This is a genomic window from Burkholderia sp. BDU5, from assembly GCF_001522845.1.
Taxonomy (GTDB): Bacteria; Pseudomonadota; Gammaproteobacteria; order Burkholderiales; family Burkholderiaceae; genus Burkholderia; species Burkholderia mayonis.
The window spans coordinates 29,590-56,054 of record NZ_LOWC01000012.1 but is presented as its reverse complement, the minus strand read 5'-3'; the positions used below and the strand labels follow the sequence as shown (position 1 = coordinate 56,054).

Sequence of the window (26,465 nt, the reverse complement as noted above, 5' to 3'; positions counted from 1 at the left end):
GTCGGTGCGCCGTTAGGCCGACTGCACGATAATCATCCGGCGACGGGGGGCCACGAGCTCCTCGTCGCCGGTCGCACATTTCCCACAAGAAAATATCGAGAAGCGTCATGTTCCGATTCGTCTTGCGCCGCGTGGGCACGGTGATCCCGACCTTCATCGGCATCACGGTGCTCGCGTTCGCGCTGATTCACCTGATACCGGGCGACCCCATCGAAGTGATGATGGGCGAGCGCGGCGTCGATCCCGCGATGCACGCGGAAGCAATGCATCGCCTGGGGCTCGACGAGCCGCTGCCCCTTCAGTACCTGCACTACGTCGGCCGTGCGCTGCACGGCGACCTGGGCATGTCGATCATCACCAACACGAGCGTGATGAGCGAGTTCCTCGCACGCTTTCCGGCGACGGTCGAGCTGTCGATCTGCGCGCTCCTGTTCGCGCTCGCCGTCGGGCTGCCGGCCGGCGTGTTCGCCGCGTTGAAGCGCGGCACGATCGTCGATCACGGCGTGATGGGCACGGCGCTCACCGGTTATTCGATGCCGATCTTCTGGTGGGGGCTCATCCTCATCATGGTGTTTTCGGCGTATCTCGGGTGGACGCCCGTGTCGGGCCGCCTCGCGGTCGAATACGAGATTCCTCATACGACGGGCTTCATGCTGATCGACACACTGCTCTCCGGCGAAGAAGGCGCGTTCGCGTCGGCGGTGAGCCATCTGATCCTGCCCGCGATCGTGCTCGGCACGATTCCGCTCGCGGTGATCGCGCGGATGACGCGCTCGTCGATGCTCGAAGTGCTGCGCGAAGACTACATCCGCACCGCGCGCGCGAAGGGGCTGTCGCCCGTGCGCGTCGTCGTCGTGCATGCGCTGCGCAACGCGCTGATTCCGGTCGTCACGGTGATCGGCCTTCAGGTGGGCACGCTGCTCGCGGGCGCGGTGCTCACCGAGACGCTGTTTTCGTGGCCGGGCGTCGGCAAGTGGCTGATCGACGCGATCGGCCGCCGCGACTATCCGGTCGTGCAAGGCGGCATCCTGCTGATCGCGACGCTCGTGATCGTCGTGAACCTGGTCGTCGATCTGCTGTACGGCGTGCTGAATCCGCGCATTCGCCATACGAGGTAATCGAACATGCATTCCCATACGCGTATTCATCCGCTGAATCAGCGGTCAACTGCGGCGGCGGCATTCGGCCGCGCTCGCGCGGCAACGCGGGAGGCGCAATGAGCGACATGCAAAACGCGATGCCGTCGCAAGCGGCGCCCGTCGGCGGCCGTGTGCTCGCGCTGCGCGAATTCTGGGCGAACTTCTCCCGCAATCGCGGCGCGGTCGGCGCGGGCATCGTCGTGCTCGTGCTCGTCGTCGTCGCGCTGCTGGCGCCGGTGCTCGCGCCGCACAGCCCGATCGAGCAGTACCGCGACCACGTGAAGATTCCGCCCGCGTGGCTCGCGGGCGGCAACTGGCAATTCGTACTCGGCACCGACGAAGCGGGCCGCGACATCCTCTCGCGCCTGATGTACGGCGCGCGGATGTCGTTCTGGATCGGCTTCGTGTCGGTCGTGCTCGCGCTGATTCCGGGCATCGTGCTCGGCCTCGTCGCCGCGTTCTTCCAGAAGTGGGCCGACACGCCCGTGATGCGCGTGATGGACGTGCTGCTCGCGCTGCCGTCGCTGCTGCTCGCGGTCGCGGTCGTCGCGATCATCGGTCCCGGCCTGACGAACACGATGTTCGCGATCGCGATCGTCGCGCTGCCTGCGTACGTGCGTCTCACGCGCGCGTCGGCGCTGGGCGAACTGCAGAAGGAGTACGTGACCGCATCGCGCGTCGCGGGCGCGGGCACGCTGCGCCTGATGTTCTCGCAGGTGCTGCCGAACTGCACGGCGCCGTTGATCGTGCAGGCGACGCTCGGCTTTTCGTCGGCGATCCTCGACGCGGCCGCGCTCGGCTTCCTCGGTCTCGGCGTGCAGCCGCCGACGGCCGAGTGGGGCGCGATGCTCGCATCGGCGCGCGATTACATCGACAATGCGTGGTGGATCGTGACGATGCCCGGCCTGTCGATCCTGATCTCGGTGCTCGCGATCAACCTGCTCGGCGACGGGCTGCGCGACGCGCTCGATCCCAAACTCAAACGGATGGCCTGACATGAGCGACTTATTGACCATCCGCAATCTCGCGGTGAACTTCAACGGGCTGCCCGCGGTCGACAGGATCAACCTGTCCGTCGCGCGCGGCGAAGTGGTCGGCGTGGTGGGCGAATCCGGCTCGGGCAAGAGCGTGACGATGATGGCGCTGATGGGCTTGATCGACGCGCCCGGCATCGTCACCGCCGACGAAGTCACGTTCGACGGCGTCGATCTCTTGAAGGCGAGCCCGAAGGCGCGCCGCAGGATCATCGGCAAGGACATCGCGATGGTGTTCCAGGACGCGCTGACGAGCCTGAACCCGAGCTACACGGTCGGCTATCAGATCAAGGAGGTGCTGAAGCTGCACGAGGGCCTGCGCGGCGACGCGCTGAAGAAGCGCGCGCTCGAACTGCTCGACCAGGTCGGGATTCCCGATGCGAAGAACCGCATCGACACCTTCCCGCACCAGATGTCGGGCGGCATGAACCAGCGCGTGATGATCGCGATGGCGGTCGCGTGCAATCCGAAGCTCCTGATCGCCGACGAGCCGACGACCGCGCTCGACGTGACGATCCAGGCGCAGATCATGGATCTCCTCGTCGCGTTGCAGAAGGAGCGCGGGATGGCGCTCGTGCTGATTTCGCACGATCTCGCGGTCGTGTCGGAAGTCGCGCAGCGCGTCGCGGTGATGTACGCGGGCGAGATCATCGAGACGAACCGCGTGCCGGACATCTTCGCATCGCCGCATCATCCGTACACCGAAGCGTTGCTCGCCGCGATTCCCGAGCACAATGCGGGGGCGAAGCGGCTCGCCGCGCTTCCCGGGATGGTGCCGGGCCGCGACGATAGGCCGAGCGGGTGCCTGTTCGCGCCGCGCTGCAAGTACGTCGTCGACGGCTGCACGAAGGCGCGCCCCGCGCTCGCCGAGCTCGTGCCGGGCACCGGCATGCGCACGCGCTGCATCAAGCCGCTCAACCTGCAAGCGACGCACACGGAAGGAGGCGCGCGATGAACGCAGTCTACGAAGCGCGCGAGTCCGCCACGCACGACGACATCGTGCTCGTCGCCGACAAGCTCGCGAAGCACTACGCGGTTAGAAGAGGGATGTTCGGGCACGGCACCGTGAAGGCGCTGAACGGCGTGTCGTTCGAATTGAGGCGCGGCAAGACGCTCGCCGTCGTCGGCGAGTCCGGCTGCGGTAAATCGACGCTCGCGCGCCAGTTGACGATGATCGAGCCGCCGACGTCCGGGCATCTGTCGATCGACGGCAGCGACGTCGCGGGCGCGGACCGCGAGACGATCGCCGCGCTGCGCCGCCGTGTGCAGATGGTGTTCCAGAATCCGTTCGCGTCGCTGAATCCGCGCAAGACGGTCGAGCAGACGCTCGCCGAGCCGCTCGCCATCAACACGCATCTGACGGCCGCCGAGCGCGCGCAGCGGATCGCGCAGATCATGCGCACGGTCGGCCTGCGGCCCGAGCACGCGAAGCGCTATCCGCACATGTTCTCGGGCGGGCAGCGCCAGCGCGTCGCGATCGCGCGCGCGATGATCCTCGATCCGCAGATCGTCGTCGCCGACGAGCCGGTGTCCGCGCTCGACGTGTCGATCCAGGCGCAGATCCTCAATCTCTTCATGGATCTGCAGGAGCAGTTCAAGACGAGCTACGTGTTCATCTCGCACAACCTCGCGGTCGTCGAGCACATCGCCGACGACGTGATGGTGATGTACTTCGGCAGCGTCGCGGAGCTCGGCGACAAGAAGACGATCTACGCGCGGCCGCGCCATCCGTACACGCGCGCGCTGATGTCGGCGACGCCCGCGATCTTCGAGGCGGATCGCAAGATCCAGATCAAGCTGCAGGGCGAGCTGCCGTCGCCGCTCAATCCGCCGTCCGGCTGCGCGTTCCATCAGCGCTGCCCGTACGCGGTCGAGCGGTGCCGCGCCGAGGAGCCGAAGCTGCGCGCTGTCGACGGCCGGCTCGTCGCCTGCCATCGCGCCGAGGAGGTGGGGGAGGCGAATGCCTGATGCAGTGGCGGCGCGCGAAGCCGCGCGCCGCTTGCGTAACGGCGGCCGGCGCGCGGCGACGCACGCCGGCAGGCATCCCCGGCGCTGGCGCGCGCGTGCGCTCGCCAGTGCCGTGCTCGCCGGCGCGTGCGCGACGGGCGGCATCGCGTGGCCGCCCGTCGGCGCGCTGGCGGCGGGCAGCGCTGCGACCGCGCCGCTGTCGCAGTCGCCGATTCCTTCGCCGAGCCTGTCGCTGCCAGGCTTCCATGCGCCGCCGTCGACGTCGAACGGCACCGTCGCGAGCGGCGTGGTGCGCACGCAGCCCGCGCGGATGCCGTTCTACGTCGCGACGAAAGGCAAGGTCACGATCTACGTGCTCGGCACGCTGCACGTCGGCGATCCCGCCGACTATCCGCAAAACCAGCCGTTCCGCCGTCCGATCCTCGCGGCGCTCGCCGCATCGCCGACGCTCGCGCTCGAGTTGTCGCCGGACGATCTACTCGAATCGCAGGACGACGTATCGAAGTACGGCGTGTGCAACTACGCGTGCCTGCCGCGCCTGCTGCCGCCGCCTCTCTGGCAGAGGCTCGCGGGCCGGCTGCGCGGCAATCCGGCCGCGCTCGCCGGCATCCGCAACATGCGGCCGTGGCTCGCGTCGCTCGTCGTCGAGACGTACGATTCGCTGTCGGCCGGCCTGCAAACCGAATACGGCACCGAGGCGCAGTTGCAGAACGTGTTCCTGCGCAAAAAGGGCGGGAAGGTCGTCGGGCTCGAGACGCTCGCCGAGCAGATGCGCGCGTTCACGGGGCTCACGCTCGCGCAGCAGCGCGAGATGCTCGCGCAGGACATGGTGCAGACGCCCGCGCAGAACGCCGCCGACGTGCGCGCGCTGCACCGCCTCTGGCGCATCGGCGACGCGGACGCGCTCGCCGCATGGGCGACCGCGAAGACGGAGCGGCTCGCGCGCGCGAAGGCGGTCGCCGATTCGATCGACAACAAGATCGTCAACGAGCGCAACCGCCGCTTCGTCGCGCGGATGACCGCGATCGCCGCGCCGAATAGGCCGCTCTTCGTCGCGATCGGCGCGCTGCACCTGGGCGGCCCGAAGGGCGTGCTCGAACTACTGCGGCAGCAGGGCTATCTCGTCGACGCCGGGTGATCGGGAACCCGAACGAATAGGGATTAACCCAAGTTTTGACCGAGGTTGACGAGTGAAGTGCGTTCCGGCGATTGACACGCCGTTGGGCCAAATCTATTCTCCTTTCACCGAGTAGGAAAAAGAAAATGCGCTACGGGGAACGATAAAAACAGCGCGGGGGTAGCGTTGCCGGCACGCGTTCAGCGTGTCGGCAGCGGTTGTCTGCATGCACGACGGGGCCAAACACCACAACAAACCAACATGCAGGCGCATACGCCCATTCAATCGACGTTCCGCCGTCCGGCCGGGGGAAGCAGATGTCAATGCGGGCGGCGGCGGACGCATTTTTTTACTTTGAGCGTCGAACTTTCTTGCGACGCGCGCGGCGGCCGCCGGGCCGCTGCATGACGGATGCAGCCGGTAGCCGGGTAGCCGGCCGTGTGCCGGATCGGTCGGCAGAGCGAAGAAAAAGCGCCCGAGGGCGCTTTTTTCATGGCCGGGCGGGAATGCGCCGCGCCCCGTTCATCGAAACATCAGGACGTTCAGCAGGACGATGTTCGTCGCGAGCAGCGCGAGCGCGGTCGGGATCTGCGTCTTGATCACGCCGTTCTTGTCGGGCAGCTCGAGCAGCGCGGCGGGCACTATGTTGAAGTTCGCGGCCATTGGCGTCATCAGCGTGCCGCAGTAGCCGGAGAACATCCCGATCGCGACCATCACGGCCGGATCGCCGTGGAACACGTTGACGAGGATCGGCACGCCGACGCCGCCCGTCATCACCGGAAATGCGGCGAAACCGTTGCCCATCACCATCGTGAAGAGCGCCATCCCGATGCAGTAAACGGCGACCGCGACGAACCGGTAGTCGAGGTTCACGTACGCCGTCGTCAGGTGCGCGACCGCCTTGCCGACGCCCGCGTCCGAGAACACGAGCCCGAGCATGCCGAGCATCTGCGGCAGCACGGCCGCCCACGACAGCGCGTCGACGAGGCGTCGCGCCTCCTGCAGCGACTGGCCGACCGAGTCGCGAGTGATCCGGCACGCGAACCCGAGCGCGATCACGCAGCCGATGCCGAAGCCGATCAGCGTGACGTTCTTCGGATCGACGAGCGGCGCGCCGCCGACGTGCAGATGGCTCGCGGCGAGTGTGACCGCGACCGTCACGAACGGGATCGTGAGCGCGGGCACGAAGAGCCGGTTGCCGATGCGCGCGGCGCTTGCGCGGCGGACCTCGTCGGACGGCAGTTTCGGCTTCGCCGCTGTCACGCCGCCGAAGCCCGCGATCAGCGCCATCACGATCACGAGCGCGCCGACGAGCTCAACGGGCAGCTTGTCGCCGGCGATGAAGACGAGCGCGTAGAGCAGCCAGAAGCCGCCCGCGGTGAAGCGGCGCGGATGCGCGCGGTCCGTGACGATCGTCGCGCCGACCGCGAGCAGCACGAGGCCGACGAGCCAGAACAGGTCGTTGATCGTGAGCGTCATGCGCGGCCTCCCTGGGCGGCGGTGGCGGCGGTGGCGTTCGCGGCGCGCGGATCGGTCAGCGCGCGCATCTCGCGTTCGAGCCTGCGATCGAGGAGCCACAGCCGGAAGCCGTGGATCAGGAACGCGGATACGGCGGTCGGAATGCCCCAGAGCGCGACGTGCATCGGTTCCACGACGATGCCCGCCTCCTTCAGGAACGTCACCATCAGCACGATCGCGCCGAATGCGACGAAGATGTCTTCGCCGAAGAAGAGGCCGACGTTGTCGGTCGCGGCCGCGTACGCGCGCAGCCGGTGGCGGGTTGCGTCGGGCAGCGGACCGAAGCGGTTCTCGGTCGCGCCTTCGGCCATCGGCGCGATCAGCGGCCGCACCATCTGCGGATGGCCGCCCAGGCCCGTCAGGCCGACGGCCGCCGTCAGCTCGCGCACGAGCAGATAGATGATCAGGAGGCGTCCCGCCGTCGCGGCCTTGATGTTTGCGATCCACGCCTGCGCACGCTCGCGCAGTCCGTGCCGTTCGAGGAGGCCGATCACGGCGAGCGGCAGCAGGATGATGAGCGGGATGTTGCGGGTCTTGAGGAAGCCCGCGCCGATCGCGGCGAGGATCCGCTCGGGCGGGAAGTGCGCGCTCGCGGCCGTCGCGATCGCCGCGGTCGCGACGATCAGCATCGGATTGAAGCGCAGCGCGAAGCCGGCGACGATCACAGCGACGCCAATCAGCGGCCATAGACTTACGGTGCCTTGCATGAACATTCTCCTGACATGGGTTGACGCGCGCCGTCTTCGGGCGGCGCACGGCGGCTTGCGATCGGCGCGCGGCCGTCGCGCCGATGGGCCTTCGCGGCTCTGACGGCCGCTCGGGACTGCGGGGCGGGCGCGCGGTTCTTGCGCGCGCCCGCCCGATCCAGGCGATGGCGACGGCTGTCGCGCGCAAGCGTGAGCGCGCGCCGGCCTTCGCAGCGTCGGCGAATCGTTCGTGCGGCGGGCGTGGCCCGCCGCATGCAAGGCGTCGTGTGTGCCCGGCGCGTGGCGAGCGCCAGGCGGTTCTCATGCTTCGCGGCCCGTCGTGCACTGCGCGGGCCGGCCGGGCGGTCGTTCGTGCAAGCCGGGGCGGGCGGCGCGCGTCGGCGCTGCCGCCGCTCGGACGGCCACGCATGTCACGCGTGGCGCAATGCGCGCGCGCGGCGTCGGCAAGCCGCTCGCGCTAGGCCGGGTCGCTGCGTCGACGAGCGCCGCCGGCTGCGCGTCCGGTCCTTACGCGCGTTCCCCTGCGTGCACCGCGCCGGGCGCTTGCACGTCGATGCCGGCGGCTTCGAGCGCCGCGCGGATCCGTTTGGCGAACGCGAGCGCGTGCGCCCCGTCGCCGTGCAGGCAGACCGTCTGTGCATTGAGGGGCACCCATTCGCCCGTGACCGCGCGCACGCGCCGGCCGCAGACCATCTCGAGCGTGCGCGCGAGCATCTCGTCCTCGTCGTCGACGAGCGCGCCCGGCTGGCTGCGCGGCACGAGCGAGCCGTCCGCGCGATAGCCGCGATCGGCGAACACTTCCTCGACGGCGGCGAGCCCCGCGTGCCGCGCGGCGTCGACGAAGCCGCTCTTCGCGAGGCCGAACACCATGAGCGACGGATCGAAATCGTGGATCGCGGAGACGACCGCGTCGGCGATCTCGGGATCGCGCGCGGCCTGGTTGTACAGTGCGCCGTGCGGCTTCACGTGCACGATGCGCCCGCCTTCCGCCAGCGCGATCGCAGACAGCGCGCCCAGTTGATACAGCACGCCGGCGTAGATTTCGCCTGCCGGCAGGTCCATTTCCTTGCGGCCGAAGTTCTCCGGATCGTGAAAGCTCGGATGTGCGCCGATCGACACGCCTTTCTCCACAGCCCAGCGCACGCAGTCGCGCATTGCCTGGGCGCCGCCCGCGTGCCAGCCGCACGCGATGTTCGCCGACGTGACGAGGCCGAGAAGCGCCTCGTCCGAGCCGCACCCTTCGCCGAGGTCGGCGTTCAAATCGATTTCCATGATGTTTCTGCCCAAAGCGTTCGCGACCGGCCGCGCAGCCGTGCCCGGTCCTTCAATCATGCCGCCACTCCACGCGCGGCGAGCGCGCGCTGCAGCGCCTCCTCGCGCATCTCGATCGCGATGTCGATCTGCCGCAGGTACGCGCGCTCGGCGGCGAGCGCGTCGCGCGCGGCCGCCACCGTCACGCGGACAAAGCGGATCGGCAGGTTCAGGCGCGCCTGCGCGAGCTTCCAGAGGTCCGCGCGGATCACCGCGCCGATCCGCGGATAGCCGCCCGTCGTCTGCGCATCGTTCATCAGCACGATCGGCTGGCCGTTGCCCGGCACCTGGATCGTGCCCGGCAGCACCGCGTGCGACAGCATGTCGCCCGGTTCGGCGCGCTCGAGCTTCGCGCCCGAAAGCCGGTAGCCCATCCGGTTGCTGCTCGGCGTGACGATCCATTCCTCGTCCCAGAACGTCTGCTGCGACGCCGGCGTGAAGCTCGCATACTGCGGACCGGGCAGCACGCGCACGGGCATCGCCCAAGCGGCGTGCGTATGCTTGTGGCGGCGCGGTTGCTCGTCGACGCGCGCGAACGCGCACCACGCAGGCGCCTTCACGCCGAACTCGGGCGCGTCGGGCGCGACGCACGCGGGCGCGCCGGCAGGCGGCGTGCCGACGGGCAGACGGTCGCCGTCGCGCAGCACGCGGCCGCCGAGGCCGCCGAAGCGCGACGCGAGATCGGTGCTGCGCGAGCCGAGCATCGGCAGCACGTCGAGGCCGCCCGCGACACACAGATAGCCGCGCATCCCGCGCTTCGCGACGGGCAGCGCGAGCGTCTCGCCGGCCGCGACGGGCACGCTCCACCACGAGTAGATCGGCACGCCGTCGAGCGTCGCGCCGAACTCGGTGCCGGTGATCGCGATGCGCGTCGCGCGCGGGAAGCGGAACGTCGCGGGGCCGAGCGTGATTTCGATCGCGGCGGCGTCGGGCCGGTTGCCGACAAGGCGATTGCCGACTTCGAGCGCGAGCGAGTCGAGCGCGCCGCTCTGCGCGACGCCGAGATGGCGATAGCCTCGGCGTCCGAGATCCTGGATCGTCGAAAGGGGACCGGCGCGCAGCACTTCGATGCCGCCCGTGGCTTGGCGTGAAGTCATCCGGTATGCACCCCTGCGACGGTGAAGCGCACGCGGTCGCCCGGCTGCAGGAGCGTCGGCGGCGTGCGCGCGGGATCGAAGAGGGCGAGCGGCGTGCGGCCGATCAACTGCCAGCCGCCCGGCGCGGCGGCCGGATAGATGCCCGTCTGCTCGCCGCCGATGCCGACCGAGCCGGCCGGCACTTCCAGCCGGGGCGCGGCGCGCCGCGGCGTGTGCAGCGAGTCGTCGAGGCCGCCCATGTACGTGAAGCCCGGCTGGAAGCCCAGGAAGAACACGACGTAGGTGCCGGTCGAATGGCGCCGCACGACTTCGCCGCGCGTGAGCCCCGTGTGCTTCGCGACCGCGTCGAGATCGGGACCGAACGCGCCGCCGTATTCGACGGGGATCTCGACTTCGCGGCCGCTTTCGGCGACGTCGCCGGCGTCGTGCCACGCGGTCTTCATCAGCGGCGCGAGCGCGTCGGCCGTCGTCTCGAGCGGGTCGAACACGATCGTCAGATTGTTCATCCCGGGCACGACGTCGACAACGTGCGGCCAGCCCGCCGCCGCGCCCGCGACCGCCCACACGCGGCGCTGGCATTCGAGCGTTGCGGGAGGGGGCGCCTCGCAGACGAGGGCGGTATCGCCAAGCGGGTAGATGCGTGGAGTGGTCATCGATGGCAAGCAAACGGCGTTGGGCCGGGTGGAGAATACATTATCAATAAAATGTCGATAACTTCTCGTCAAAAATTTTGGGCGGACGCCGCGCAAACGATCTTGGCGTACACTTTCGCGCACCTCGACTCACGTCCGCCGATTCGCCATGCAGCGTCATCCGACCAAGATCGTATCGTCCGAACATCTCGTTTCCGAGGCAAGCGCGGAGCTGTCCGAGCTCGAATATGCGCTCATCATGGCGGGAAATGCGTTCAATCGCTGGATGGTCAGGTGCATGGCGGCCGCGGGGGCGAAAGACATGACGGCGGTGGAAGTGTCGCTGCTGCACCACGTGAGCCACCGGGACCGCAAGAAGAAGCTCGCCGACATTTGCTTCGTGCTCAACATCGAGGACACGCACGTCGCGACGTATGCACTCAAGAAGCTGGTAGCTAGAGGGTACGTAAAAAGCGAAAAGACAGGCAAGGAAGTGTTCTTTGACGCGACCGACGCGGGCCGCGCACTCTGCCTCAAGTATCGCGACGTGCGGGAGCGCTGCCTGATCGAGACCCTGAAGGACAGCGGGCTCACGAACGAGCAGATCGGCGACGCCGCGCAGTTGCTGCGTCACGCATCGGGGCTGTACGACACCGCGGCGCGCGCGGCCGCGTCGCTGTAGGCGGAATGCGCCGGAGATGCGGGCCCGCCGGGCCTCACGGTCCAGCGGGCGGTTGCGCGGCGCCGCGCCGACTGCGCGCGTCGTCATCGTTGCCGTCGTTGCCGAGTCGCGAGCGGCTTCGGCGCGCGGCGCGCCCGTCAGCCGCCCGACCGGCGGGTCCGCGTCTCGGTGACGATCCAGTCGAGCGGCAGATCGTGCGCTTCGCGCGGCAGTTCGTGCACGCCGCACGCGTCGTACGCGACGCCGACCGTCACGGGCCGCGCGGCGCCGGGCCACGCGGCGAGCGTGCGGTCGTAGTAGCCGCCGCCGTAGCCGAGCCGGAAGCAGCCGTGATCGAAGCCGACGCACGGAATCAGCAGCACCTCCGGCACGAGCCGCTCGCCCGCCGCGGGCTCCGCAATCCGGTGGCGGCCTTCGCGCATCGGCGCGTCGGGCGTCCATGCGTGGAAATCGAGCGGCGTGCGCGGCTGGCCGATCACGGGCAGCGCAGCCTGCCGGCCCGCGTCGCCTGCGAGCCACGACGCGATCGTGTCGCGCGCGTCGAATTCGCCCGACAGCGGCCAGTAGAAGCCGACCGTGCGCGGCGCGCAGTCCGCGAGGATCGCGAGCACGCGCTGCGCGAGCGCGTCGTGCGCGAGCGCCGAGCGATTCGCGTCGAGGCGGCGCTGCGCAAGCGTTTCGCGCAGCGTTTGCTTCGGATTCGGCGCCGGGGCGCGTGCTATGCTTTCGCTCACTAGAGTGCTCCGTTCACAACGATGTCAACCAGCCTTTTCCGAGTATATCGTGCGGTCGCGGCGCCCCTCGTCGCAGCCGTGCTGGCCGCAGGGACGGCCGCCTGCGCCGCGCAGACCGTCGACGACATGACGTCGAGCGACGACCAGGTCTTCGTCCAACTTCGCGAAGCCGCGCGCAGGAACGATCCGGTGCGCGCCGCGCAACTCGCGTCGACAATCCCGAACTACCCGGCGCCGTCGTATCTCGAATACTTCCAGATCAAGCCGCAGCTGTTCGATTCGTCGGGCCACGCGCGGCTCGACGCGCCCGACGCGCCGGTGCTGTCGTTCCTGTCGCGCTACGACGGCCAGGCGATCGCCGACCGGATGCGCAACGACTACCTGCTCGTGCTCGGCGCGCGCCACGACTGGCGCAACTTCGACGAACAGTACAAGCGCTTCGTGCTCGACGACGACACGCAGGTCAAATGCTATTCGCTCGAATCGCGCGCGGCGCGCGGCGAGAACGTCGCGGACATGGCGCGCGAACTGCTCGTCGAGCCGAAGTACTACGGCGATGCGTGCGTCGACCTCATCACCGCGCTCGCGACGAACAAGCAGTTCTCGAGCGACGACGTATGGGCGCAGGTGCGCCTCGCGTACGAGCAGAACTACACGACGCTCGGCGGCAAGATTGCCGACGCGCTCGGCCCGCGCCCGGCCGGCTTCGACCAGGCGACGAGCGCGCCGCCGCTCTTCCTCGCACGCGGCGTCGGCGCCGACGCGACGTCGCGGCAGCTCGCGCTCCTCGCGATCACGCGGATGGCGCGCAACGATCCGGAGACGGCGGCGGGGCAGCTTAGGTCGCTCGCGTCGACGCTGTCGGCGACCGAGCAGGCAATCGGCTGGGGCGAGATCGGCTATCAGGCGGCGATCAAGCGCCTGCCGCAGGCGGCGGCGTGGTACCGGCAGTCGATGGACGCGCCGCTCACGAATCCGGTGTACGAATGGCGCGTGCGCGCGGCGCTTCTCGCGGGCGACTGGCCGATGGTGCGCCGCTCGATCGAGCAGATGCCCGCGCCGCTGCGCGACGACACGACGTGGATCTACTGGCGCGCCCGCGCGCTGAAGGCGAGCGGCGACACGCTGAAGGCGAACCAGGAATTCGAGCGGATCGCCGGGCAGTTCAACTTCTACGGGCAGCTCGCGGGCGAGGAGCTCGGCCAGAAAACGGTGGTCCCGGCGCGCACGAAGGTGACGGACGCCGAGATCGACGCGATGAACAAGGTGCCGGGCTTCGCGCTCGCGCAGCGGTTCTACGCGCTCAATCTGCGGCTCGAAGGCAATCGCGAATGGAACTGGCCGCTGCGCGGAATGACCGATCGGCAACTGCTCGCCGCGGCCGAGTACGGCAAGCGCGTCGACCTGCTCGATCGCACGGTCAACACCGCCGATCGCACGACGGCCGAGCATGACTTCTCGCTGCGCTATCCGTCGCCGTACCGCGACATCGTCGAACGCTACGCGCGGACCAACGGGCTCGACATCGAATGGGCGTACGGGCTGATCCGCCAGGAGTCGCGCTTCATCACGAACGCGCGCTCGTCGGTGGGCGCGGGCGGCCTGATGCAGCTGATGCCGGCGACCGCGCAGCTCGTCGCGAAAAAGCTCGGCCTCGGCACGGTCACGCGCGCGCAGATGCACGACATCGACACGAACGTACAGCTCGGCACGTGGTATCTGTCCGACATCTATCAGAAGTTCGACGATTCGGCGGTGCTCGCGACGGCGGGCTACAACGCGGGGCCGGGCCGGCCGGCCCAGTGGCGGCAGGCGCTCGCGCGGCCCGTCGAGGGCGCGGTCTTCGCGGAGACGATCCCGTTCAACGAGACGCGCGAATACGTGAAGAACGTGCTGTCGAACGAGACGTACTACGCGGCGCTCTTCGAGAAGAAGCCGCAGTCGCTGAAGGCTCGCCTCGGCTTCATCGCGCCGTAACGCGCATCGCGGAACGTCCCGGAACGCAACGCACGCATTCCGGGCGTGTTCGGGGTTTCGTGCGGGTTTCGCCGCCGCGCGTCGCGCGGCGGCGCGCTTGGGTGAGGCACGATCATGCAGGGCCAGACCATCGCCGTGCTCGGCGGCACGGGCTTTATCGGCAGCAGGCTCGTCAACGCGCTCGTCGGCGCGGGCGCGCACGTGCGGATCGCGGCGCGGCGCCGCGAGCATGCGCGGCATCTCGCGACGCTGCCCGTCGAGATCGCCGAGCTTTCCGCATTCGACGTGCGCGAACTCGCCCGCTTCGTCGCGGGCGCGCACGCGGCCGTCAATCTCGTCGGCGTGCTGCACGGCGGGCGCGGCAAACCGTACGGCGAAGGCTTCGAGCGGCTGCACGTCGCGCTTCCCGCGGCGCTCGCCGCCGCATGCATCGAAGTGCACGTGCCGCGCGTGCTCCACGTGAGCGCGCTAGGCGCCGATCCGCGCGCGCCCAGCATGTACCTGCGCTCCAAAGGCGACGGCGAGGCCGCGCTGCACGCGCAGGCTGCGGCGGGCGTGCTCGACGTCACGGTGTTCCGGCCGTCGATCGTGTTCGGCCCGGGCGACGCATTCCTCAACACCTTCGCGCGGCTCCAGCGGATTTTCCCGGTGGTGCCGCTCGCGATGCCCGATGCGCTGATGCAGCCGATCTACGTCGGCGACGTCGCGCAGGCGATTGCGAACGCGTGCGCGCGCGACGCGACGCGCGGCAAGACCTACGAGCTCGGCGGGCCGCGCACGTACCGGCTCGAGGAGCTCGTCCGGTATGCGGGCAGGCTCGTCGGCCGCAGCGCGCGGATCGTCCGGCTGCCCGACGCGCTCGCGCGGCTGCAGGCCTGCGTGTTCGAGATGCTGCCGGGCGAGCCGCTGATCACGCGCGACAACCTCGCGTCGCTGTCGGTGCCGAGCGTGATGACGGGACCGATCGCCCCCGAGCTCGGGATCACGCCCGCGAGCCTCGAAAGCATCGCGCCGACCTACATCGGCGATGCCGCGATGCGCTCGCGCTTTTCCGACTGGCGCGCACGCCGGTAAACGAGCGGAACGTCCGTGGCCGCCGCGGGCTGACCGAACCATCGACAACCACAGGATGAACCCCATGAAACTCGTGATCGGAGACAAGAACTACTCGTCGTGGTCGATGCGCCCGTGGGTGCTGCTGAAGCACTTCGCGATCCCGTTCGACGAAGTGATGATCGGACTGCGCCTCGACGACACGACGACGCGCATCCGCGCGCATTCGCCGTCCGGCAAGGTGCCGTGCCTCGTCGACGACGACGGCGGCGCGGTCTGGGATTCGCTCGCGATCGTCGAGACGCTCGCCGAGCGCTTCCCGCAGCATGCGCTGTGGCCGCGCGATCCGGCCGTGCGGGCGATCGCGCGCAGCGTGTCGGCGGAGATGCATGCGGGCTTCGCCGCGCTGCGCAGCGAGATGCCGCTCAACGTGCGCGAGTCGCATCCGGGGCGGGGCGCGACGCCCGCTGCGCTCGCCGACGTTGCGCGCATCGACGAGCTGTGGCGCACGTGTCTCGCCGCGTCGGGCGGCCCGTTCCTGTTCGGCGATTTTTCGATTGCCGACGCGATGTATGCGCCCGTCGTGCTGCGATTCCAGACGTACGAGCCGCCGCTGTCGCCCGAAGCGAGCGCTTACGCCGCGAGCATCGCCGGACTGCCTGCCGTACGCGAATGGATCGACGGCGCGCGCCTCGAAACCCGCGTGATCGACGTGTACGGGCCGTCTCGATGAATGTCTACGCAGTGGGCGGCGCGATCCGCGACGAATTGCTCGGCCTGCCGGTGCGTGACCGCGACTACGTCGTCGTCGGCGCGACGCCCGAGCAGATGGTGGCGCAAGGCTTCAAGCCGGTCGGCAAGGATTTTCCGGTGTTCCTGCACCCGGGCACGCACGAGGAGTACGCGCTCGCGCGCACCGAGCGCAAGACCGCCGCCGGTTATCACGGCTTCCAGTTCTACTACGCGCCCGACGTGACGCTCGAGCAGGATCTCGTGCGGCGCGACCTGACGATCAACGCGATGGCGCGCGAAGTGAGCCCCGACGGCGCGCTCGTCGGGCCGGTCGTCGATCCGTTCGGCGGGCAGGCGGACTTGCGCGCGAAGGTGTTCCGGCACGTCGGCGACGCGTTCGCCGAGGATCCGGTGCGGATTCTGCGCGTCGCGCGCTTCGCCGCGCGCTTCGCCGATTTCGTGGTCGCGCCGGAGACGGCCGCGCTGATGCGCGAGATGGTCGCAGCGGGCGAGGTCGACGCGCTCGTGCCTGAGCGAGTATGGCAGGAGGTCGCGCGCGGGCTGATGGAGGGCAAGCCGTCGCGAATGTTCGCGGTGCTGCGCGAGTGCGGCGCGCTCGTGCGGATCCTGCCCGAGATCGATGCGCTGTTCGGCGTGCCGCAGCGCGCCGACTATCACCCGGAAATCGACACGGGCGCGCACGTGATGATGGTGATCGATCACGCGGCGAAGCAGGGCTACTCGCTGCCCGTGCGCTTCGCGGCGCTCACGCACGATCTCGGCAAGGCGACGACGCCCGCCGACGTGCTGCCGCGCCACATCGGCCACGAGGGGCGCAGCATCGAACTGCTGAAGCCGCTGTGCGAGCGTCTGCGGGTGCCGAACGAGTGCCGCGATCTGGCGCTTGTCGTCGCGCGTGAGCACGGCAACCTGCATCGCGTGATGGAGATGGGCGCGGCCGCGCTCGTGCGCCTGTTCGAGCGCGCCGACGCGCTGCGCAAGCCTGCACGCTTCGCCGAGGCGCTGCAGGCGAGCGAGGCCGATGCGCGCGGTCGCCTCGGCCTCGAGGCGACGCCTTATCCTCAGGCCGAGCGGCTGCGGCAGGCGCTCGTCGCCGCGCGCGCGGTCGACGCGGGGGCGATCGCGCAAGGGCTCGCGGGCGAGCCGGCGAAGATCAGGGATGCGGTGCACCGCGCGCGCGTGAGCGCGGTGGCGGAGGTGATTGGCGAAGGAAAATGAGGCGGTCGAATGGCATTGGCGGCGAGTCTGCCGATTTGGCGCCAATGCCGCCCACGCGGGAGCCTGGCTGGCCTTTTGTGTGAAAGGCAAAGATGTAAGGCATCGAAGCGTCGCCGGACATCATCGTATGTTGACCGACGCTGCGCACGATCAACGTGCGGTTCCGGAAACGATAGCCAGGTCCGGCTTATTCATTTGATGACCGGCAATTTGCCGGAACGCGCCGGTTGGAAGGTTGCAAGTCGGTCACGGTTGGGTTCGAGGGCGGGCGTCGGCTGGCGTCCGGACACGCTGGAGGCCGCCGACACCGGCCCGTGGGGCGGGAAATATCGGCCGATCGTTGCGCTCCGCCGGCGGGTCCGGAGGGCGATGATTCCAGCCGCTGCCTTCGCGCAGGACATCCGCAAGATCATTCCGCAAGATCATTTGTGACCTGAAGGGAAGTTCTCGACGGATACGGTCCGCGTCGTCGAATCGCTGCGTTTGCAACCACGCGCGCACGTCAAGACGCGCGATCGCTTTGCGTTCGACAACGCAAGGCCGCGCTCGAGCCGATCCAACACGCACTGCGCCACATCATTGCTCACCGGATCGGTGCTCGGCGCGACTCGGCCCGCATGATCGACCAGTCCGTGCTGCGTTACTCCGAACGATTTGATGCGGGCATCCAAGTGTCAACCTGCCTCATGCACGGCATTCCGGATATCCCTCCCCATCTCGTGAGCGATTTCTTTCCCGAATTCCGGTTCGTGGTGAATGGTCTTGTCATTCGCCGGTTTTCAGATCCAGACGATCGATGAAGCCTTCGGCCTTCAATATTCCGCTTCAGATCGTTCTATATCACTTCTTCCCGAATTGGGTTCAGTAAAGCGATTGCGTCGCGGTTTTCGCCATGTTATTGGATCGAGATCCTTTGATTTACAAAACGAATACTGCCGTCGATTATTTCAGCGCCTAAAATTCAAACTGGCCAGCCCGACCCGATTATCTGACGGGTAATGCTTAACCAGAACAACTATGACTGCCGACACGCTGAGGGGCGTAATTCCTGAATTTGTCGACGCCGAGACCGAACAGCTCTTTCGTCGATGCCGTATGTCGGAAACCGTGTATCAGGCGCGCGCGGCGTTATGGGTTGCGGTCATTGCCGCTCTGTCTTTTGCACTCAACGACATCAGGCAGGCCGGACTTGAGCGTGAGTCAGTCATGCAGTTCGGTCTGCGTTTCGCCTCAGTCCTGTGGTCGGCATGGCTGCTGTTGCGGTTGCGTCGGCCGATAGAGGCCTCCACGCTCCAATGTTTGCTATTGGCTTGGGCAATCGTAATCGACATGCTGGCGATTGCCGAGGGTGTCGCGAGTCCGTCGAATTTGCTGGTCATGCAGACCGTGCTATTCGGGCTCTTGACTGTCCTGCCGCTGCGCTTCGTGCCGAGCGCCATCAACGGCACATGCTTTGCAGTCGGGCTCATCGCGATCCTGCGGTGGCGGTGCGCGGCGATGTCGCCGCTGCTCTGTCCGCTATCGATTGCGATGGGTTTTGCGCTTGCCATTGGCTTGCAACAGGTTTGGCGTGCGGAGCGGATGCGCCGGCAGGAATTCGCCCGTGTGCGCAGCGAGACCCACCAACGCGAGGAACTGCGGCGTGCCAAGGATGTAGCCGAAGCAGCCGACCGGGCCAAGACAACGTTGTTGGCCATAGTCAGTCATGAGGTACGTATACCCATGAATGGCGTGCTCGGCGTGCTGCAACTGCTGGAAGATTCGCGACTGGATGCGATGCAGCGCCGCCAGGTCGCGATTGCGCGAGATTGCGCCGAGCATCTGACCGGCTTGCTCGACAGCATGATCGATTACGTGCGCCTTGGGGCGGTGGTTGAAGAACCGGTTTCGACTGACTTCGATCCCCGGCAACTGATTCAAAGCGTCGTCGAGTTGATGTGGACGCGTGCGCTCGCCCGGCAGACAACCATCGACGTTCTCGTCAATCGTGACGTGCCGGAAGCGCTGCATGCCGATGCCGGAAGGTTGCGCCAGGTGCTGGTGAATCTGTTGAGCAATGCCGTCAAGTTTACCGAGCGAGGCCGCGTCGGCGTTTCGTTGACCATGCGGGGCAGCGTTGCGGGCGAGTTGCAGCTGGAGATCACCGTCGAGGACACCGGGATAGGTATCCCGGAAAACATGCTGGCGCGGATTTTTGACGAATTTACTCAAGCCGACGAATCGATTGGACGCCGCTTTGGCGGGGCAGGCTTGGGCTTGGCCGTGTGCCGGCGTGTCGTCGACATGCTGGGCGGCACGATCACTGCGGTCAGCGAGCACGGTGTCGGCAGTCGGTTCCAGGTCGTGGTGCCGGTGGCCGCGGCGATTGTCGCGGCGCCGCCGGACATATCGGCGTCACCTCCATCGCGACGCTTGAAGCTCCTCGTCGTCGACGACGACCCGATCAACCAGGTCGTGATTTGCGGCCTTCTCACTCAGGCGGGCCACGATGCTACGCCCGTGAACAGCGGAGAGGCTGCGGTTGCGGAGACCGCTCGTGAGCGTTTCGACGGCGTATTCCTGGACCTTCATATGCCGCTCGTGGACGGTATCGAGACCGCACGCCGGATACGCGCGCAGAACGCGCGTGCTGAGGAACGGTGGGAGATGCCGATCGTCGTGCTGACTGCGGATCTCCTTCGGGCGCAAAGCGCCGGCGTGACGGATATCTTCACCTCGGTTCTGGTGAAGCCGATCCGGCGAGACGCGTTGCGCCGGGTACTCGAGACCGTGGGCGGCACGGCTGTCGCGCGGCCTCGACCTTCAGACAAGATCTGGTCGACGGACGTAGCTGTGGATCTCGTTTGTCTGAGCGAGCATGCCGAGGCGCTCGGTGCTGCCGCAGTCGGCTGGCTCGTGCACCAGTTCCGGCATGAAGGGCGACGTTTGCTGAGCGACCTCGGCGAAGCCGTCGCAGAGCAAAACGCAAGTCGAATCAAAGCGCTTTCACACCGGCTGACGAGCTCAGCGGCGGCATTGGGACTCGTGAGACTCGGGCGGCTCGCCGAGCGAGTGAAACAGGCGGCCGGCCGGGACGAGGCATCGGAACTTTCCGCCCTCCTCATCGCGCTCGACATCGAATTCGAACACACTTTCGACGCACTGCGCAAAATCGCGCGCGAGGCGCGGCGCGTGCGACGCAGTCGTCAACCACCGCGATTCACCGCGGCATCGAGTCGGTAGCCGATCCCGACGACCGTGCTGATCGGGCTGCGCATCCCGCCGGCGTCGCCGGACATCTTGCGGCGCAGTCGCGCGATCAAGGTGTCCACGGTGCGTGAGTCCGTCGCGCGCTCGCGCTTGCTGACCACTTCGAGTAGATACTCGCGCGTGAGCGTCGCACCGCGAACCATCACGAGCGCGGCCAGCAGATCGAACTCGCGCGGGGTCAGGGGCAGCACGGCGCCGCCCGACAGCGCCAGCTCCCGGCGCCGAAGGTCGATCAGCCAGCGGTCGAAAGTCAGCACCGTATCGACAGGAGCGATCTCGCGATACAGCCGTTGCCGGCGCAACAGGGCGCGCACGCGGGCAAGCAGCTCGCGCAGCCGGATCGGCTTGGTGATGTAGTCGTCGCCGGCGGTTTCCAGGCCGAGGACGCGATCGATGTCGCCGTCGCGTTGCGTCACGAAGATGATGCCGGCGGTACTGTGCTCGCGCAGCTCGCGGGCAAGGGAGATGCCGTCGCCGTCGGGAAGGTTGATGTCCAGCAGCAGCACGTCGGCCGGCGCGGCGCGCAGCGCCTGGCGTGCTTGCGCGACGTTGCCGCTGGTGAGGAGATCAAAGCCGGCATCGCCCAAATAGCGGGCCAGCATCGTGCGGGTAATGGGGTCGTCTTCGACGATGAGAATACGCCCCGGCGAAGCTTCCATGGTTTCTCCTTCGGGGTAACCAATTCGGGCAATCGATTCGAGGATTGCAAAAGTTCAGCTCCGATTCCATCGTCGACGTCCGCCGACAAATTTCCAGTCGCCATGTTAAGCGGAGCGCGCAATCGAATGCGTGAAGTTCGCCGGCCGTCGCGCGGCCGTTCGCCGTGACGGCCCTGTCGTTCCGTGACGCTGCGCCGTATGTGAACAACGATTGACAACGGCGCGCTTGTCTCGTGCGATTCCACGCGAGCCTTGCATACTTCATGTGCATGCGATGGATGGCTCGCGGCTACGGCGCGCCGTCGTTGCGAAATGCCGATTCATACGAGGGAGACGCATGATGTGGACTGTTCCCGGATGCGACATCACGCATGCAAGACCGCTCGCCGGTGGCGGGCAATCGATGAAATACGGCATGAGCAGCTCGATGCCGGGATGATCGAAGTCGTCCATGTCCGAACGAGGTCATCGACGTGGAATCGCTATTGCGAAGCGTCTATCGTCCCTATCGGACGTTCCCGCATCTGCTCGAATCGCTGGTGCGGGCGTTCGCCCGGCAACTGGACTTGGGGAGCGCGTCCTTGTGGCTGCGCGGCGTGGGTGTCCTGCAGTTGAATCGCAACGGCGCACAGATCGATCTCGCATGGATCGAGGAAACGAACGTCGACGAACATACCGAACCGGCCGCGCATTCGGCTCGATTCCCGGTGACATATGCGGGAGAGCAACTCGGCACGCTGCGATTGAATGGGCGAGGCGCCGCTGATCGATCGGAAGCATTCGCCGAATGGGGTGCCGCCTTTGCACATCGCTGCGCATTGTTGTGCAAGCGCTACGACGTGCAACGGTGGGCTCGGCAACGTCTGAGCCGCAGCTTGTTGCTCGTGGGCATGTCCGAACCGTTGCACCGCGTCGAGATTTTCGTCGAAAAGGCGTCGTACAGCACGTTGCCGGTGTTGCTCACCGGCGAGTTCGGCACCGAGAAGGCCCCGTTGGCGGCGGCGCTGCATTGTTGCGGACCTCGACGGGACGGGCCGTTCATTGAAGTCAACTGCGCCGATCCTGCCGGCGATCCGGCGCAATGGTTCAAACAGGCGGCCGGCGGCACCTTGTTCTTCAACGGCATCGACGAGCTTGCTACGCGGCTTCAGAACCAGCTGCGACAGCATCTGCATTCGCGGCTCGGACAATGGCTGGTGGTGCCGGACGAGTGCGAGGTGCGCGTGATCGCGTCGACGACGTCCGACTTGCGAAGATGCGTGGAAGAAGGGCGATTCTCGCAAGCACTGCTGGCCGAACTGGATTTCCTGTCGGTGACAGTGCCGTCGCTTCGCCTTCGCCAGGACGACATCGCGCCGCTGATCGTCGCGGCGCTCGAACATCATGGCTATGTCGCGGAGCGCAAGTGCAGCGACGCGCTGCTCGAGATTTGCCGGCTCTATGCGTGGCCGGAAAATCTGTATGAACTGGAGCGCGTGATCGCGCGCCTCGCGGTCATGACGGGCGATGCCGCCATCGGCCGTGCGGATGTCGCGCTTCACGTGCCGTGGATGATTTCGCAATCGCGTAGCGAGCGTGTCGGCGCGTCGCGCGTCGCCGATCGAGATGACGAGGCGTCACGGCGCACGATGGAGCTGGCTGTTGCCACGTCGCGGTCTTCGGCGATGCCGGCCCACTGGGCGCAGTGTGCGATGACACGCAACGGCGCGGAGCTGGCGCGATTGCATAAGGCGTTGCGCAAGGCGCTGCTTTATCTCGGCGAACATTACGCCAATCCGATTTCAATGGAGCAGTTGGCCCAACACGCCCACGTGAGTCCGTCGCATTTGAGCTATCTGTTCCGTCACACGTTGAATGTCGCGTTCAAGCCGCTGCTCCAGCAAATTCGCATCGAGAAGGCGAAGGAAATGCTGATGCGCGACGACTGTCCGCGCGTGACTGAAGTTGCGCTGAGTGTCGGCTTCGGCGACCTGAGTCATTTCGAAAAGAGCTTCAGGCGCATCGTGGGGTTGAGTCCGCGCGAATTCAGGAGCTCGATTGCGTGACGGGCCGCTGCCATCGCGATAGGGATGGGGCGGACGGGTCTTTCAGGTTCGACGCGCTCAGGTCCACCTGCATCGTTCCAGGCATCAACACGCAGTTTTGCAGGTGTTGCCATGCCATGGCGCCCGGATAACCGCAACCGGCAGGCGTGACGGCGGGGAATGCGTTCAGGGAGCCTAAATAAGGTTGCTGGTTCACCGTCGGCACGTTCCAGGCCCAGATGCGCAATTCGGGCGATGGGCTCAGGCCTGCCATCAGCGATGCCATCGAATCGGCCAGATCGTGCGAGCAATAGACGCCGGGCTGATACCCGCACTTCATGATCTCGGCGGCCCACGCACCGAGATAGGCCTGGGCATCGTCGTCGAGAGAGCTGCCGTCTTCCCAGTCGATGTATAGGTAGCCGTCGCGCGGGAAGCCTTCGGAACCTGCCAGTTGAGCGGCTTGTGAGCCGTCGGTGGCGCCTTGGGCTTTGGTCAGGTTTTTCGATCCTGATTGCAGGCCTACATAAATGGGCAGCAGTCCCCAGCCTTGATCGATCAACGCCTGGCGGTTGCTCATCCAACTTTTGTCGGGATGGTTCGGCGTGGGAGCCAGATAGTAGCCGCACCAACTGAGGTTGCTGTTGGACTTCAGCCAGTCCAGTTGCAGTTGGCCGGGGAAGATCTTGGTGTCGAAGCCAGCATAGAACGACATGGTGTTGCTCCTTTTCGATGGCTCGCGGCGGCGAACCGTTCCGTAGACAGTTAGGATGCGGAAGGTGCGGACGGGTTTTCCAGCGTCGATGAGCTCAAGTCCACCTGCATCGTCCACAGCATCAACACGGCGTTGGTCTGGTATTGCCAGGCAGTCGCGGTCGAATAGCCGGAGTCGGCGGGGTCTTTGGCCGGAAAGTCGCTGACGGCGCCTGAATACAGATGTGGCTCGTCGGTCGGCGTCTTCGTCGCCCAGATGCGCGGCTTCGCCGCGGCTTTGTCCATCCGCGACGTGATGGACGAGGCCAAGGCAGTCGAGCAGTGGACGCCCGGCATATAGCCATTCTTCTGCACGGCGTCGGCCCACGCGCGGAGATAGGTCTCGGCGTTATCGGGAAGGCTGCTGCTTTTCCAGTCGATGAAGACGTAGGCGCTCCGTGGAAATCCTTCTTTACGCATCAGGTCGGCCGCTTGCTCGCCGTCCGTTTTACCTTGCTGTTCGGGGTTCGAATCAGTCGGATCAGTCGGTTGGCTCTTATAGACGGGCAGCAGGCCCCAGCCTTGCTTGATCAGGTCTTTGCGACGGCCTTTCCACTGGTCGGCGAGAGGGTAGCCGCACCAACTTAGGTTGGTGGCCTTCTTCAACCAGGCGAGCTGGTCTAGACCAGGGAACTCGTCGATGTCGAATCCTGCGTAGAAGGTCATGCCATTGCTCCTTTTTTGACGGCCCGCGGCGCGCGGCCTCGCCAGGCGCTCGATCACACCACGGGAAGCAGCGTTTTCAGCGCCTCGTATTGCCGTGAGATTACGTTGCGGATCAGGTAGTCTTCGATCAGTGCCGCGGCGATCTTGCGTTGCGCGGCAATTTCCGGCAGCGACGCAAAGTTCACGTAGGGGTTGACCGCGTCGCGCCGGAACGGCGCTTCGCCGGAAGTTGCGGTGGTAATGGACAGATAGGTGGTCGCCTTCCCCTCGTCGAACGCCACCATCGTCAGCTCGTGGGTGATGCCGGTAGCGCGCGGCACGCCGTAGGCCCGGTAGCGAACCGAATGCTCGGCCTCGGCGCTCTTGGGCCCGTCGAAATGCAGGCCGAACCGGGCCAGGAACAACGTGCCGAGCGCATCCACTTGCATCGGGGTTCGCACGCGAATCACGGCCGCCCTGAACACGCCCGATAGTCCGATTTGCCTCGGCGTCAGGTATTCGTTCTCCTCCAGGAAGCGGATCAGCACCAGGTCGTCGCTATACGCCGCTTCGAGCGCGCCCTCGACGACGCCGGGCACGCCCTTGGCGACTTCATCGACGATTTCCCTTAGCTCGTTTCGCCCTCTGTCGAATTCTTCCAGCCACGCGCGGCTCACGTGGTCATTCTTGGTGAAGCTGTCGTTTTGTTCCGCCGTTCTTTGGGCAATCCAGTCCATCAGGCGGCGCGCTTGCGTGAACGCGGCGTCCTTGTCTCCCAGAATGGCGTCTTTCAGATCGCCGCCGTATTTTTCGATGTACTGAGTGACTTTTTCCATGTGCGCAAGAGGGGTTGCGCCGATGTCAGGCACTCCGGCCATCTTGCTGAGTATGCGTCTGATTTGTTCTTTGTCGCCCGGCACCCAGATTTGCTTGAAGCGCGCGAAGCGCCTTTCGAGCTTATCCGGATGACGCGAACTGCCGTCCGCGATCTCGCACAGCATCGTGGCGATTTCTCGCAGGTGGTACATGATGTCCGGCAACGGCAGTATCACGCTGGCGATATCGTCGGTCGGCTCGGTCTCTGCGATGTCCGCATCGGGCGATTTCACGGAAACCGTCATTTTTTCAATCGCGATGTGCTTCTGCGCCAGTTCCTCCCAGACGGCCACTGCCTCGATCGTGTCGCGTCGCGGCAGCGTGACGTCGATCAACTCCATCAGCAGCGGCTTGCGAATATCCGCTTTCATTTGAGGGAATGGTTTAGGCAGCTTCGCCGGCAGCAGGATCGGCGGCTGTGCCGACAGCGCCGCGAACGGCAGAGGCGGAGGCAATTTGGCGTGCCAGGTATAACCGAGCCGATACAGGACGAACGGCCGGATCGCGTCGTTGAGCAGGATGCCGGGCATGCGTTCGGGGTGGTCAATGTCCGGTTCGGACAGCCTGCGCCGGTCGTTGGTCCAGAGCCCGAGCCGCTGCTGGTCGTATACCTGCCGCAGCGATTGCGGATCGTCGTATTCCAGCGTATAGGCCGAATAGTCCTTGCGTTCCAGATCGTCTCGCTGCGCCTTCCAATGCTTGACCGTCTCGTCGGCGAAGGTGTCGGCTACCCGCGCGATGTCTACGCCGGCCCGGATCATCGTGTCCGTCACCAGTTCTTCCAGCAGGCCGTAGATGAAGCGTTGCAGCGGCACGGGCGCCCACGGATCGATGACGACTTGCGTATCCCAGTCCGATGTTCCGCCGCCGTTTCGCATCGCAGCTTCTCCGCGAGGGTCGCGTATGCATTCGAACGCATTGCCGCCCTTCATGTAGAACTTCACCAGGTCCCGCCGGCCGGGGGCGACGTGGAAGTTCTCCTGCAACGACCGGTTCAGCTCGGCGATGCGCACGTCGATCTCCTGCAGCGCGTGCAGGACCTGGGCGCGAATGTCTCGCTTCTTGATACCTTCCGGTTTCCCCAGATCGTTGATCTGCTTGGTCAGCCAGCCGCTCATCATGCGCCGCGTCGCCCGCTGTTCGGACGTTTCCATACGTGCTCCCGGACTAAGTCCCAATAGCGGCGATTGAACGACGTCGCCGCGCGATGGCAAGACCGTCGTTGGCAATCCGAAAGACCGCGACCTCGCTCGGAGGCGGTTCGATCGGGACTCGACAGGACGCGAAGCCATTCGTCGCGAGCAGTCCCTTTGGGAAAT

The 26,465-nt window shown here is 66.6% G+C and carries 23 protein-coding genes; 13 read left to right on the top strand and 10 right to left on the bottom strand.

Going from position 1 to position 26,465, the window contains the following annotated elements:
* The first annotated feature begins 107 nt into the window (after positions 1–107).
* The 5 genes from WS69_RS03145 to WS69_RS03125 all read left to right on the top strand — a co-directional run bounded on the left by WS69_RS03145 (position 108) and on the right by WS69_RS03125 (position 5,279).
* Positions 108–1,118, top strand: coding sequence for an ABC transporter permease subunit (locus WS69_RS03145; RefSeq protein ID WP_059469360.1), 1,011 nt, complete (start codon positions 108–110; stop codon positions 1,116–1,118).
* A gap of 98 nt (positions 1,119–1,216) precedes the next feature.
* Positions 1,217–2,134 carry an ABC transporter permease subunit gene (locus WS69_RS03140; protein WP_059469359.1) on the top strand — a complete coding sequence of 306 codons (918 nt, stop codon included), beginning with the start codon at positions 1,217–1,219 and terminating at the stop codon, positions 2,132–2,134.
* Between the two features lies 1 nt (position 2,135).
* On the top strand, positions 2,136–3,128 hold the full coding sequence (locus WS69_RS03135) for an ABC transporter ATP-binding protein (protein WP_059469358.1): 993 nt from the start codon (positions 2,136–2,138) through the stop codon (positions 3,126–3,128).
* On the top strand, positions 3,125–4,141 hold the full coding sequence (locus tag WS69_RS03130; protein WP_059469357.1) for a peptide ABC transporter ATP-binding protein: 1,017 nt from the start codon (positions 3,125–3,127) through the stop codon (positions 4,139–4,141). Before WS69_RS03135 ends, WS69_RS03130 begins: the two co-directional genes overlap by 4 nt.
* On the top strand, positions 4,134–5,279 hold the full coding sequence (locus WS69_RS03125; RefSeq protein ID WP_059469356.1) for a TraB/GumN family protein: 1,146 nt from the start codon (positions 4,134–4,136) through the stop codon (positions 5,277–5,279). The genes WS69_RS03130 and WS69_RS03125 overlap by 8 nt, the downstream gene beginning before the upstream one ends.
* A 501-nt stretch (positions 5,280–5,780) precedes the next feature.
* Here WS69_RS03125 and WS69_RS03120 read toward each other — a convergent pair.
* From WS69_RS03120 to pxpB, 5 genes are all read right to left on the bottom strand, one after another.
* Positions 5,781–6,737: a DUF979 domain-containing protein gene (locus WS69_RS03120; RefSeq protein ID WP_059469355.1), complete on the bottom strand. Its 957-nt coding sequence runs from the start codon at positions 6,735–6,737 to the stop codon at positions 5,781–5,783.
* Positions 6,734–7,483, bottom strand: a complete 750-nt coding sequence (locus tag WS69_RS03115) for a DUF969 domain-containing protein (RefSeq protein WP_059469372.1) — start codon at positions 7,481–7,483, stop codon at positions 6,734–6,736. The genes WS69_RS03120 and WS69_RS03115 overlap by 4 nt, the downstream gene beginning before the upstream one ends.
* Before the next feature lie 507 nt (positions 7,484–7,990).
* Positions 7,991–8,755 carry a 5-oxoprolinase subunit PxpA gene (gene pxpA, locus WS69_RS03105; RefSeq protein WP_059469353.1) on the bottom strand — a complete coding sequence of 255 codons (765 nt, stop codon included), beginning with the start codon at positions 8,753–8,755 and terminating at the stop codon, positions 7,991–7,993.
* A gap of 56 nt (positions 8,756–8,811) precedes the next feature.
* Entirely contained in the window at positions 8,812–9,891 is a 1,080-nt protein-coding gene (locus WS69_RS03100; RefSeq protein ID WP_059469352.1) for a biotin-dependent carboxyltransferase family protein, read from the bottom strand.
* The gene (gene pxpB / locus WS69_RS03095) at positions 9,888–10,544 is read right to left on the bottom strand and encodes a 5-oxoprolinase subunit PxpB (protein WP_059469351.1); all 657 of its coding nucleotides are present in this window, start codon (positions 10,542–10,544) and stop codon (positions 9,888–9,890) included. Before pxpB ends, WS69_RS03100 begins: the two co-directional genes overlap by 4 nt.
* A 148-nt stretch (positions 10,545–10,692) precedes the next feature.
* Between pxpB and WS69_RS03090 the strand changes: the two genes are divergently transcribed.
* Positions 10,693–11,205: a winged helix DNA-binding protein gene (locus WS69_RS03090; protein ID WP_059469350.1), complete on the top strand. Its 513-nt coding sequence runs from the start codon at positions 10,693–10,695 to the stop codon at positions 11,203–11,205.
* Between the two features lie 137 nt (positions 11,206–11,342).
* On the opposite strand, the gene WS69_RS03085 is transcribed toward WS69_RS03090, so the two are convergent.
* A complete protein-coding gene (locus WS69_RS03085; RefSeq protein ID WP_059469349.1) occupies positions 11,343–11,939 on the bottom strand; it encodes a 5-formyltetrahydrofolate cyclo-ligase in 597 nt (198 codons plus the stop codon).
* A gap of 21 nt (positions 11,940–11,960) precedes the next feature.
* On the opposite strand from WS69_RS03085, the gene WS69_RS03080 reads away from it, so the two are divergent.
* The 6 genes from WS69_RS03080 to WS69_RS03055 all read left to right on the top strand — a co-directional run bounded on the left by WS69_RS03080 (position 11,961) and on the right by WS69_RS03055 (position 20,162).
* Entirely contained in the window at positions 11,961–13,916 is a 1,956-nt protein-coding gene (locus WS69_RS03080; protein ID WP_059469348.1) for a lytic transglycosylase domain-containing protein, read from the top strand.
* Between the two features lie 114 nt (positions 13,917–14,030).
* Positions 14,031–14,990 (top strand): complex I NDUFA9 subunit family protein, encoded by a 960-nt coding sequence (locus WS69_RS03075; protein ID WP_059469347.1) that lies wholly within the window; start codon positions 14,031–14,033, stop codon positions 14,988–14,990.
* A 64-nt stretch (positions 14,991–15,054) separates the two neighbouring features.
* Positions 15,055–15,702 carry a glutathione S-transferase family protein gene (locus WS69_RS03070; RefSeq protein ID WP_059469346.1) on the top strand — a complete coding sequence of 216 codons (648 nt, stop codon included), beginning with the start codon at positions 15,055–15,057 and terminating at the stop codon, positions 15,700–15,702.
* On the top strand, positions 15,699–16,940 hold the full coding sequence (locus tag WS69_RS03065; protein WP_059469345.1) for a multifunctional CCA addition/repair protein: 1,242 nt from the start codon (positions 15,699–15,701) through the stop codon (positions 16,938–16,940). The genes WS69_RS03070 and WS69_RS03065 overlap by 4 nt, the downstream gene beginning before the upstream one ends.
* Before the next feature lie 617 nt (positions 16,941–17,557).
* Positions 17,558–17,740, top strand: a complete 183-nt coding sequence (locus WS69_RS32885) for a hypothetical protein (RefSeq protein ID WP_156437907.1) — start codon at positions 17,558–17,560, stop codon at positions 17,738–17,740.
* Positions 17,741–17,957: 217 nt separating this feature from the next.
* Positions 17,958–20,162 carry an ATP-binding protein gene (locus WS69_RS03055; RefSeq protein ID WP_059469343.1) on the top strand — a complete coding sequence of 735 codons (2,205 nt, stop codon included), beginning with the start codon at positions 17,958–17,960 and terminating at the stop codon, positions 20,160–20,162.
* Here WS69_RS03055 and WS69_RS03050 read toward each other — a convergent pair.
* Complete coding sequence (locus WS69_RS03050) at positions 20,126–20,848, bottom strand: response regulator transcription factor (RefSeq protein WP_059469342.1); 723 nt, start codon at positions 20,846–20,848, stop codon at positions 20,126–20,128. The genes WS69_RS03055 and WS69_RS03050 overlap by 37 nt on opposite strands.
* Positions 20,849–21,321: 473 nt before the next feature.
* Here WS69_RS03050 and WS69_RS03040 point away from each other — a divergent pair, with 473 nt between their 5' ends.
* Positions 21,322–22,893: a helix-turn-helix domain-containing protein gene (locus WS69_RS03040; protein ID WP_059469340.1), complete on the top strand. Its 1,572-nt coding sequence runs from the start codon at positions 21,322–21,324 to the stop codon at positions 22,891–22,893.
* Here the strand turns inward: WS69_RS03040 and WS69_RS03035 are convergent.
* From WS69_RS03035 to WS69_RS03025, 3 genes are read right to left on the bottom strand one after another with little or no spacing between them, the layout of a single operon-like run.
* Entirely contained in the window at positions 22,874–23,587 is a 714-nt protein-coding gene (locus WS69_RS03035; protein WP_059469339.1) for a glycoside hydrolase domain-containing protein, read from the bottom strand. The two genes, WS69_RS03040 and WS69_RS03035, sit on opposite strands and share 20 nt — an antisense overlap.
* A gap of 50 nt (positions 23,588–23,637) precedes the next feature.
* The gene (locus WS69_RS03030; RefSeq protein WP_059469371.1) at positions 23,638–24,291 is read right to left on the bottom strand and encodes a glycoside hydrolase domain-containing protein; all 654 of its coding nucleotides are present in this window, start codon (positions 24,289–24,291) and stop codon (positions 23,638–23,640) included.
* A gap of 53 nt (positions 24,292–24,344) precedes the next feature.
* Positions 24,345–26,264 (bottom strand): hypothetical protein, encoded by a 1,920-nt coding sequence (locus tag WS69_RS03025; RefSeq protein WP_059469370.1) that lies wholly within the window; start codon positions 26,262–26,264, stop codon positions 24,345–24,347.
* Positions 26,265–26,465: the final 201 nt, after the last annotated feature.

Bases quoted from the DNA above. Each gene is read 5' to 3' on its own strand.
- WS69_RS03145 (WP_059469360.1), top strand. From the start codon at position 108: ATGTTCCGATTCGTCTTGCGCCGCGTGGGCACGGTGATCCCGACCTTC.
- WS69_RS03140 (WP_059469359.1), top strand. From the start codon at position 1,217: ATGAGCGACATGCAAAACGCGATGCCGTCGCAAGCGGCGCCCGTCGGC.
- WS69_RS03135 (WP_059469358.1), top strand. From the start codon at position 2,136: ATGAGCGACTTATTGACCATCCGCAATCTCGCGGTGAACTTCAACGGG.
- WS69_RS03130 (WP_059469357.1), top strand. From the start codon at position 3,125: ATGAACGCAGTCTACGAAGCGCGCGAGTCCGCCACGCACGACGACATC.
- WS69_RS03125 (WP_059469356.1), top strand. From the start codon at position 4,134: ATGCCTGATGCAGTGGCGGCGCGCGAAGCCGCGCGCCGCTTGCGTAAC.
- WS69_RS03120 (WP_059469355.1), bottom strand. From the start codon at position 6,737: ATGACGCTCACGATCAACGACCTGTTCTGGCTCGTCGGCCTCGTGCTG.
- WS69_RS03115 (WP_059469372.1), bottom strand. From the start codon at position 7,483: ATGCAAGGCACCGTAAGTCTATGGCCGCTGATTGGCGTCGCTGTGATC.
- pxpA (WP_059469353.1), bottom strand. From the start codon at position 8,755: ATGGAAATCGATTTGAACGCCGACCTCGGCGAAGGGTGCGGCTCGGAC.
- WS69_RS03100 (WP_059469352.1), bottom strand. From the start codon at position 9,891: ATGACTTCACGCCAAGCCACGGGCGGCATCGAAGTGCTGCGCGCCGGT.
- pxpB (WP_059469351.1), bottom strand. From the start codon at position 10,544: ATGACCACTCCACGCATCTACCCGCTTGGCGATACCGCCCTCGTCTGC.
- WS69_RS03090 (WP_059469350.1), top strand. From the start codon at position 10,693: ATGCAGCGTCATCCGACCAAGATCGTATCGTCCGAACATCTCGTTTCC.
- WS69_RS03080 (WP_059469348.1), top strand. From the start codon at position 11,961: ATGTCAACCAGCCTTTTCCGAGTATATCGTGCGGTCGCGGCGCCCCTC.
- WS69_RS03075 (WP_059469347.1), top strand. From the start codon at position 14,031: ATGCAGGGCCAGACCATCGCCGTGCTCGGCGGCACGGGCTTTATCGGC.
- WS69_RS03070 (WP_059469346.1), top strand. From the start codon at position 15,055: ATGAAACTCGTGATCGGAGACAAGAACTACTCGTCGTGGTCGATGCGC.
- WS69_RS03065 (WP_059469345.1), top strand. From the start codon at position 15,699: ATGAATGTCTACGCAGTGGGCGGCGCGATCCGCGACGAATTGCTCGGC.
- WS69_RS32885 (WP_156437907.1), top strand. From the start codon at position 17,558: ATGATCGACCAGTCCGTGCTGCGTTACTCCGAACGATTTGATGCGGGC.
- WS69_RS03055 (WP_059469343.1), top strand. From the start codon at position 17,958: ATGACTGCCGACACGCTGAGGGGCGTAATTCCTGAATTTGTCGACGCC.
- WS69_RS03050 (WP_059469342.1), bottom strand. From the start codon at position 20,848: ATGGAAGCTTCGCCGGGGCGTATTCTCATCGTCGAAGACGACCCCATT.
- WS69_RS03035 (WP_059469339.1), bottom strand. From the start codon at position 23,587: ATGTCGTTCTATGCTGGCTTCGACACCAAGATCTTCCCCGGCCAACTG.
- WS69_RS03030 (WP_059469371.1), bottom strand. From the start codon at position 24,291: ATGACCTTCTACGCAGGATTCGACATCGACGAGTTCCCTGGTCTAGAC.
- WS69_RS03025 (WP_059469370.1), bottom strand. From the start codon at position 26,264: ATGAGCGGCTGGCTGACCAAGCAGATCAACGATCTGGGGAAACCGGAA.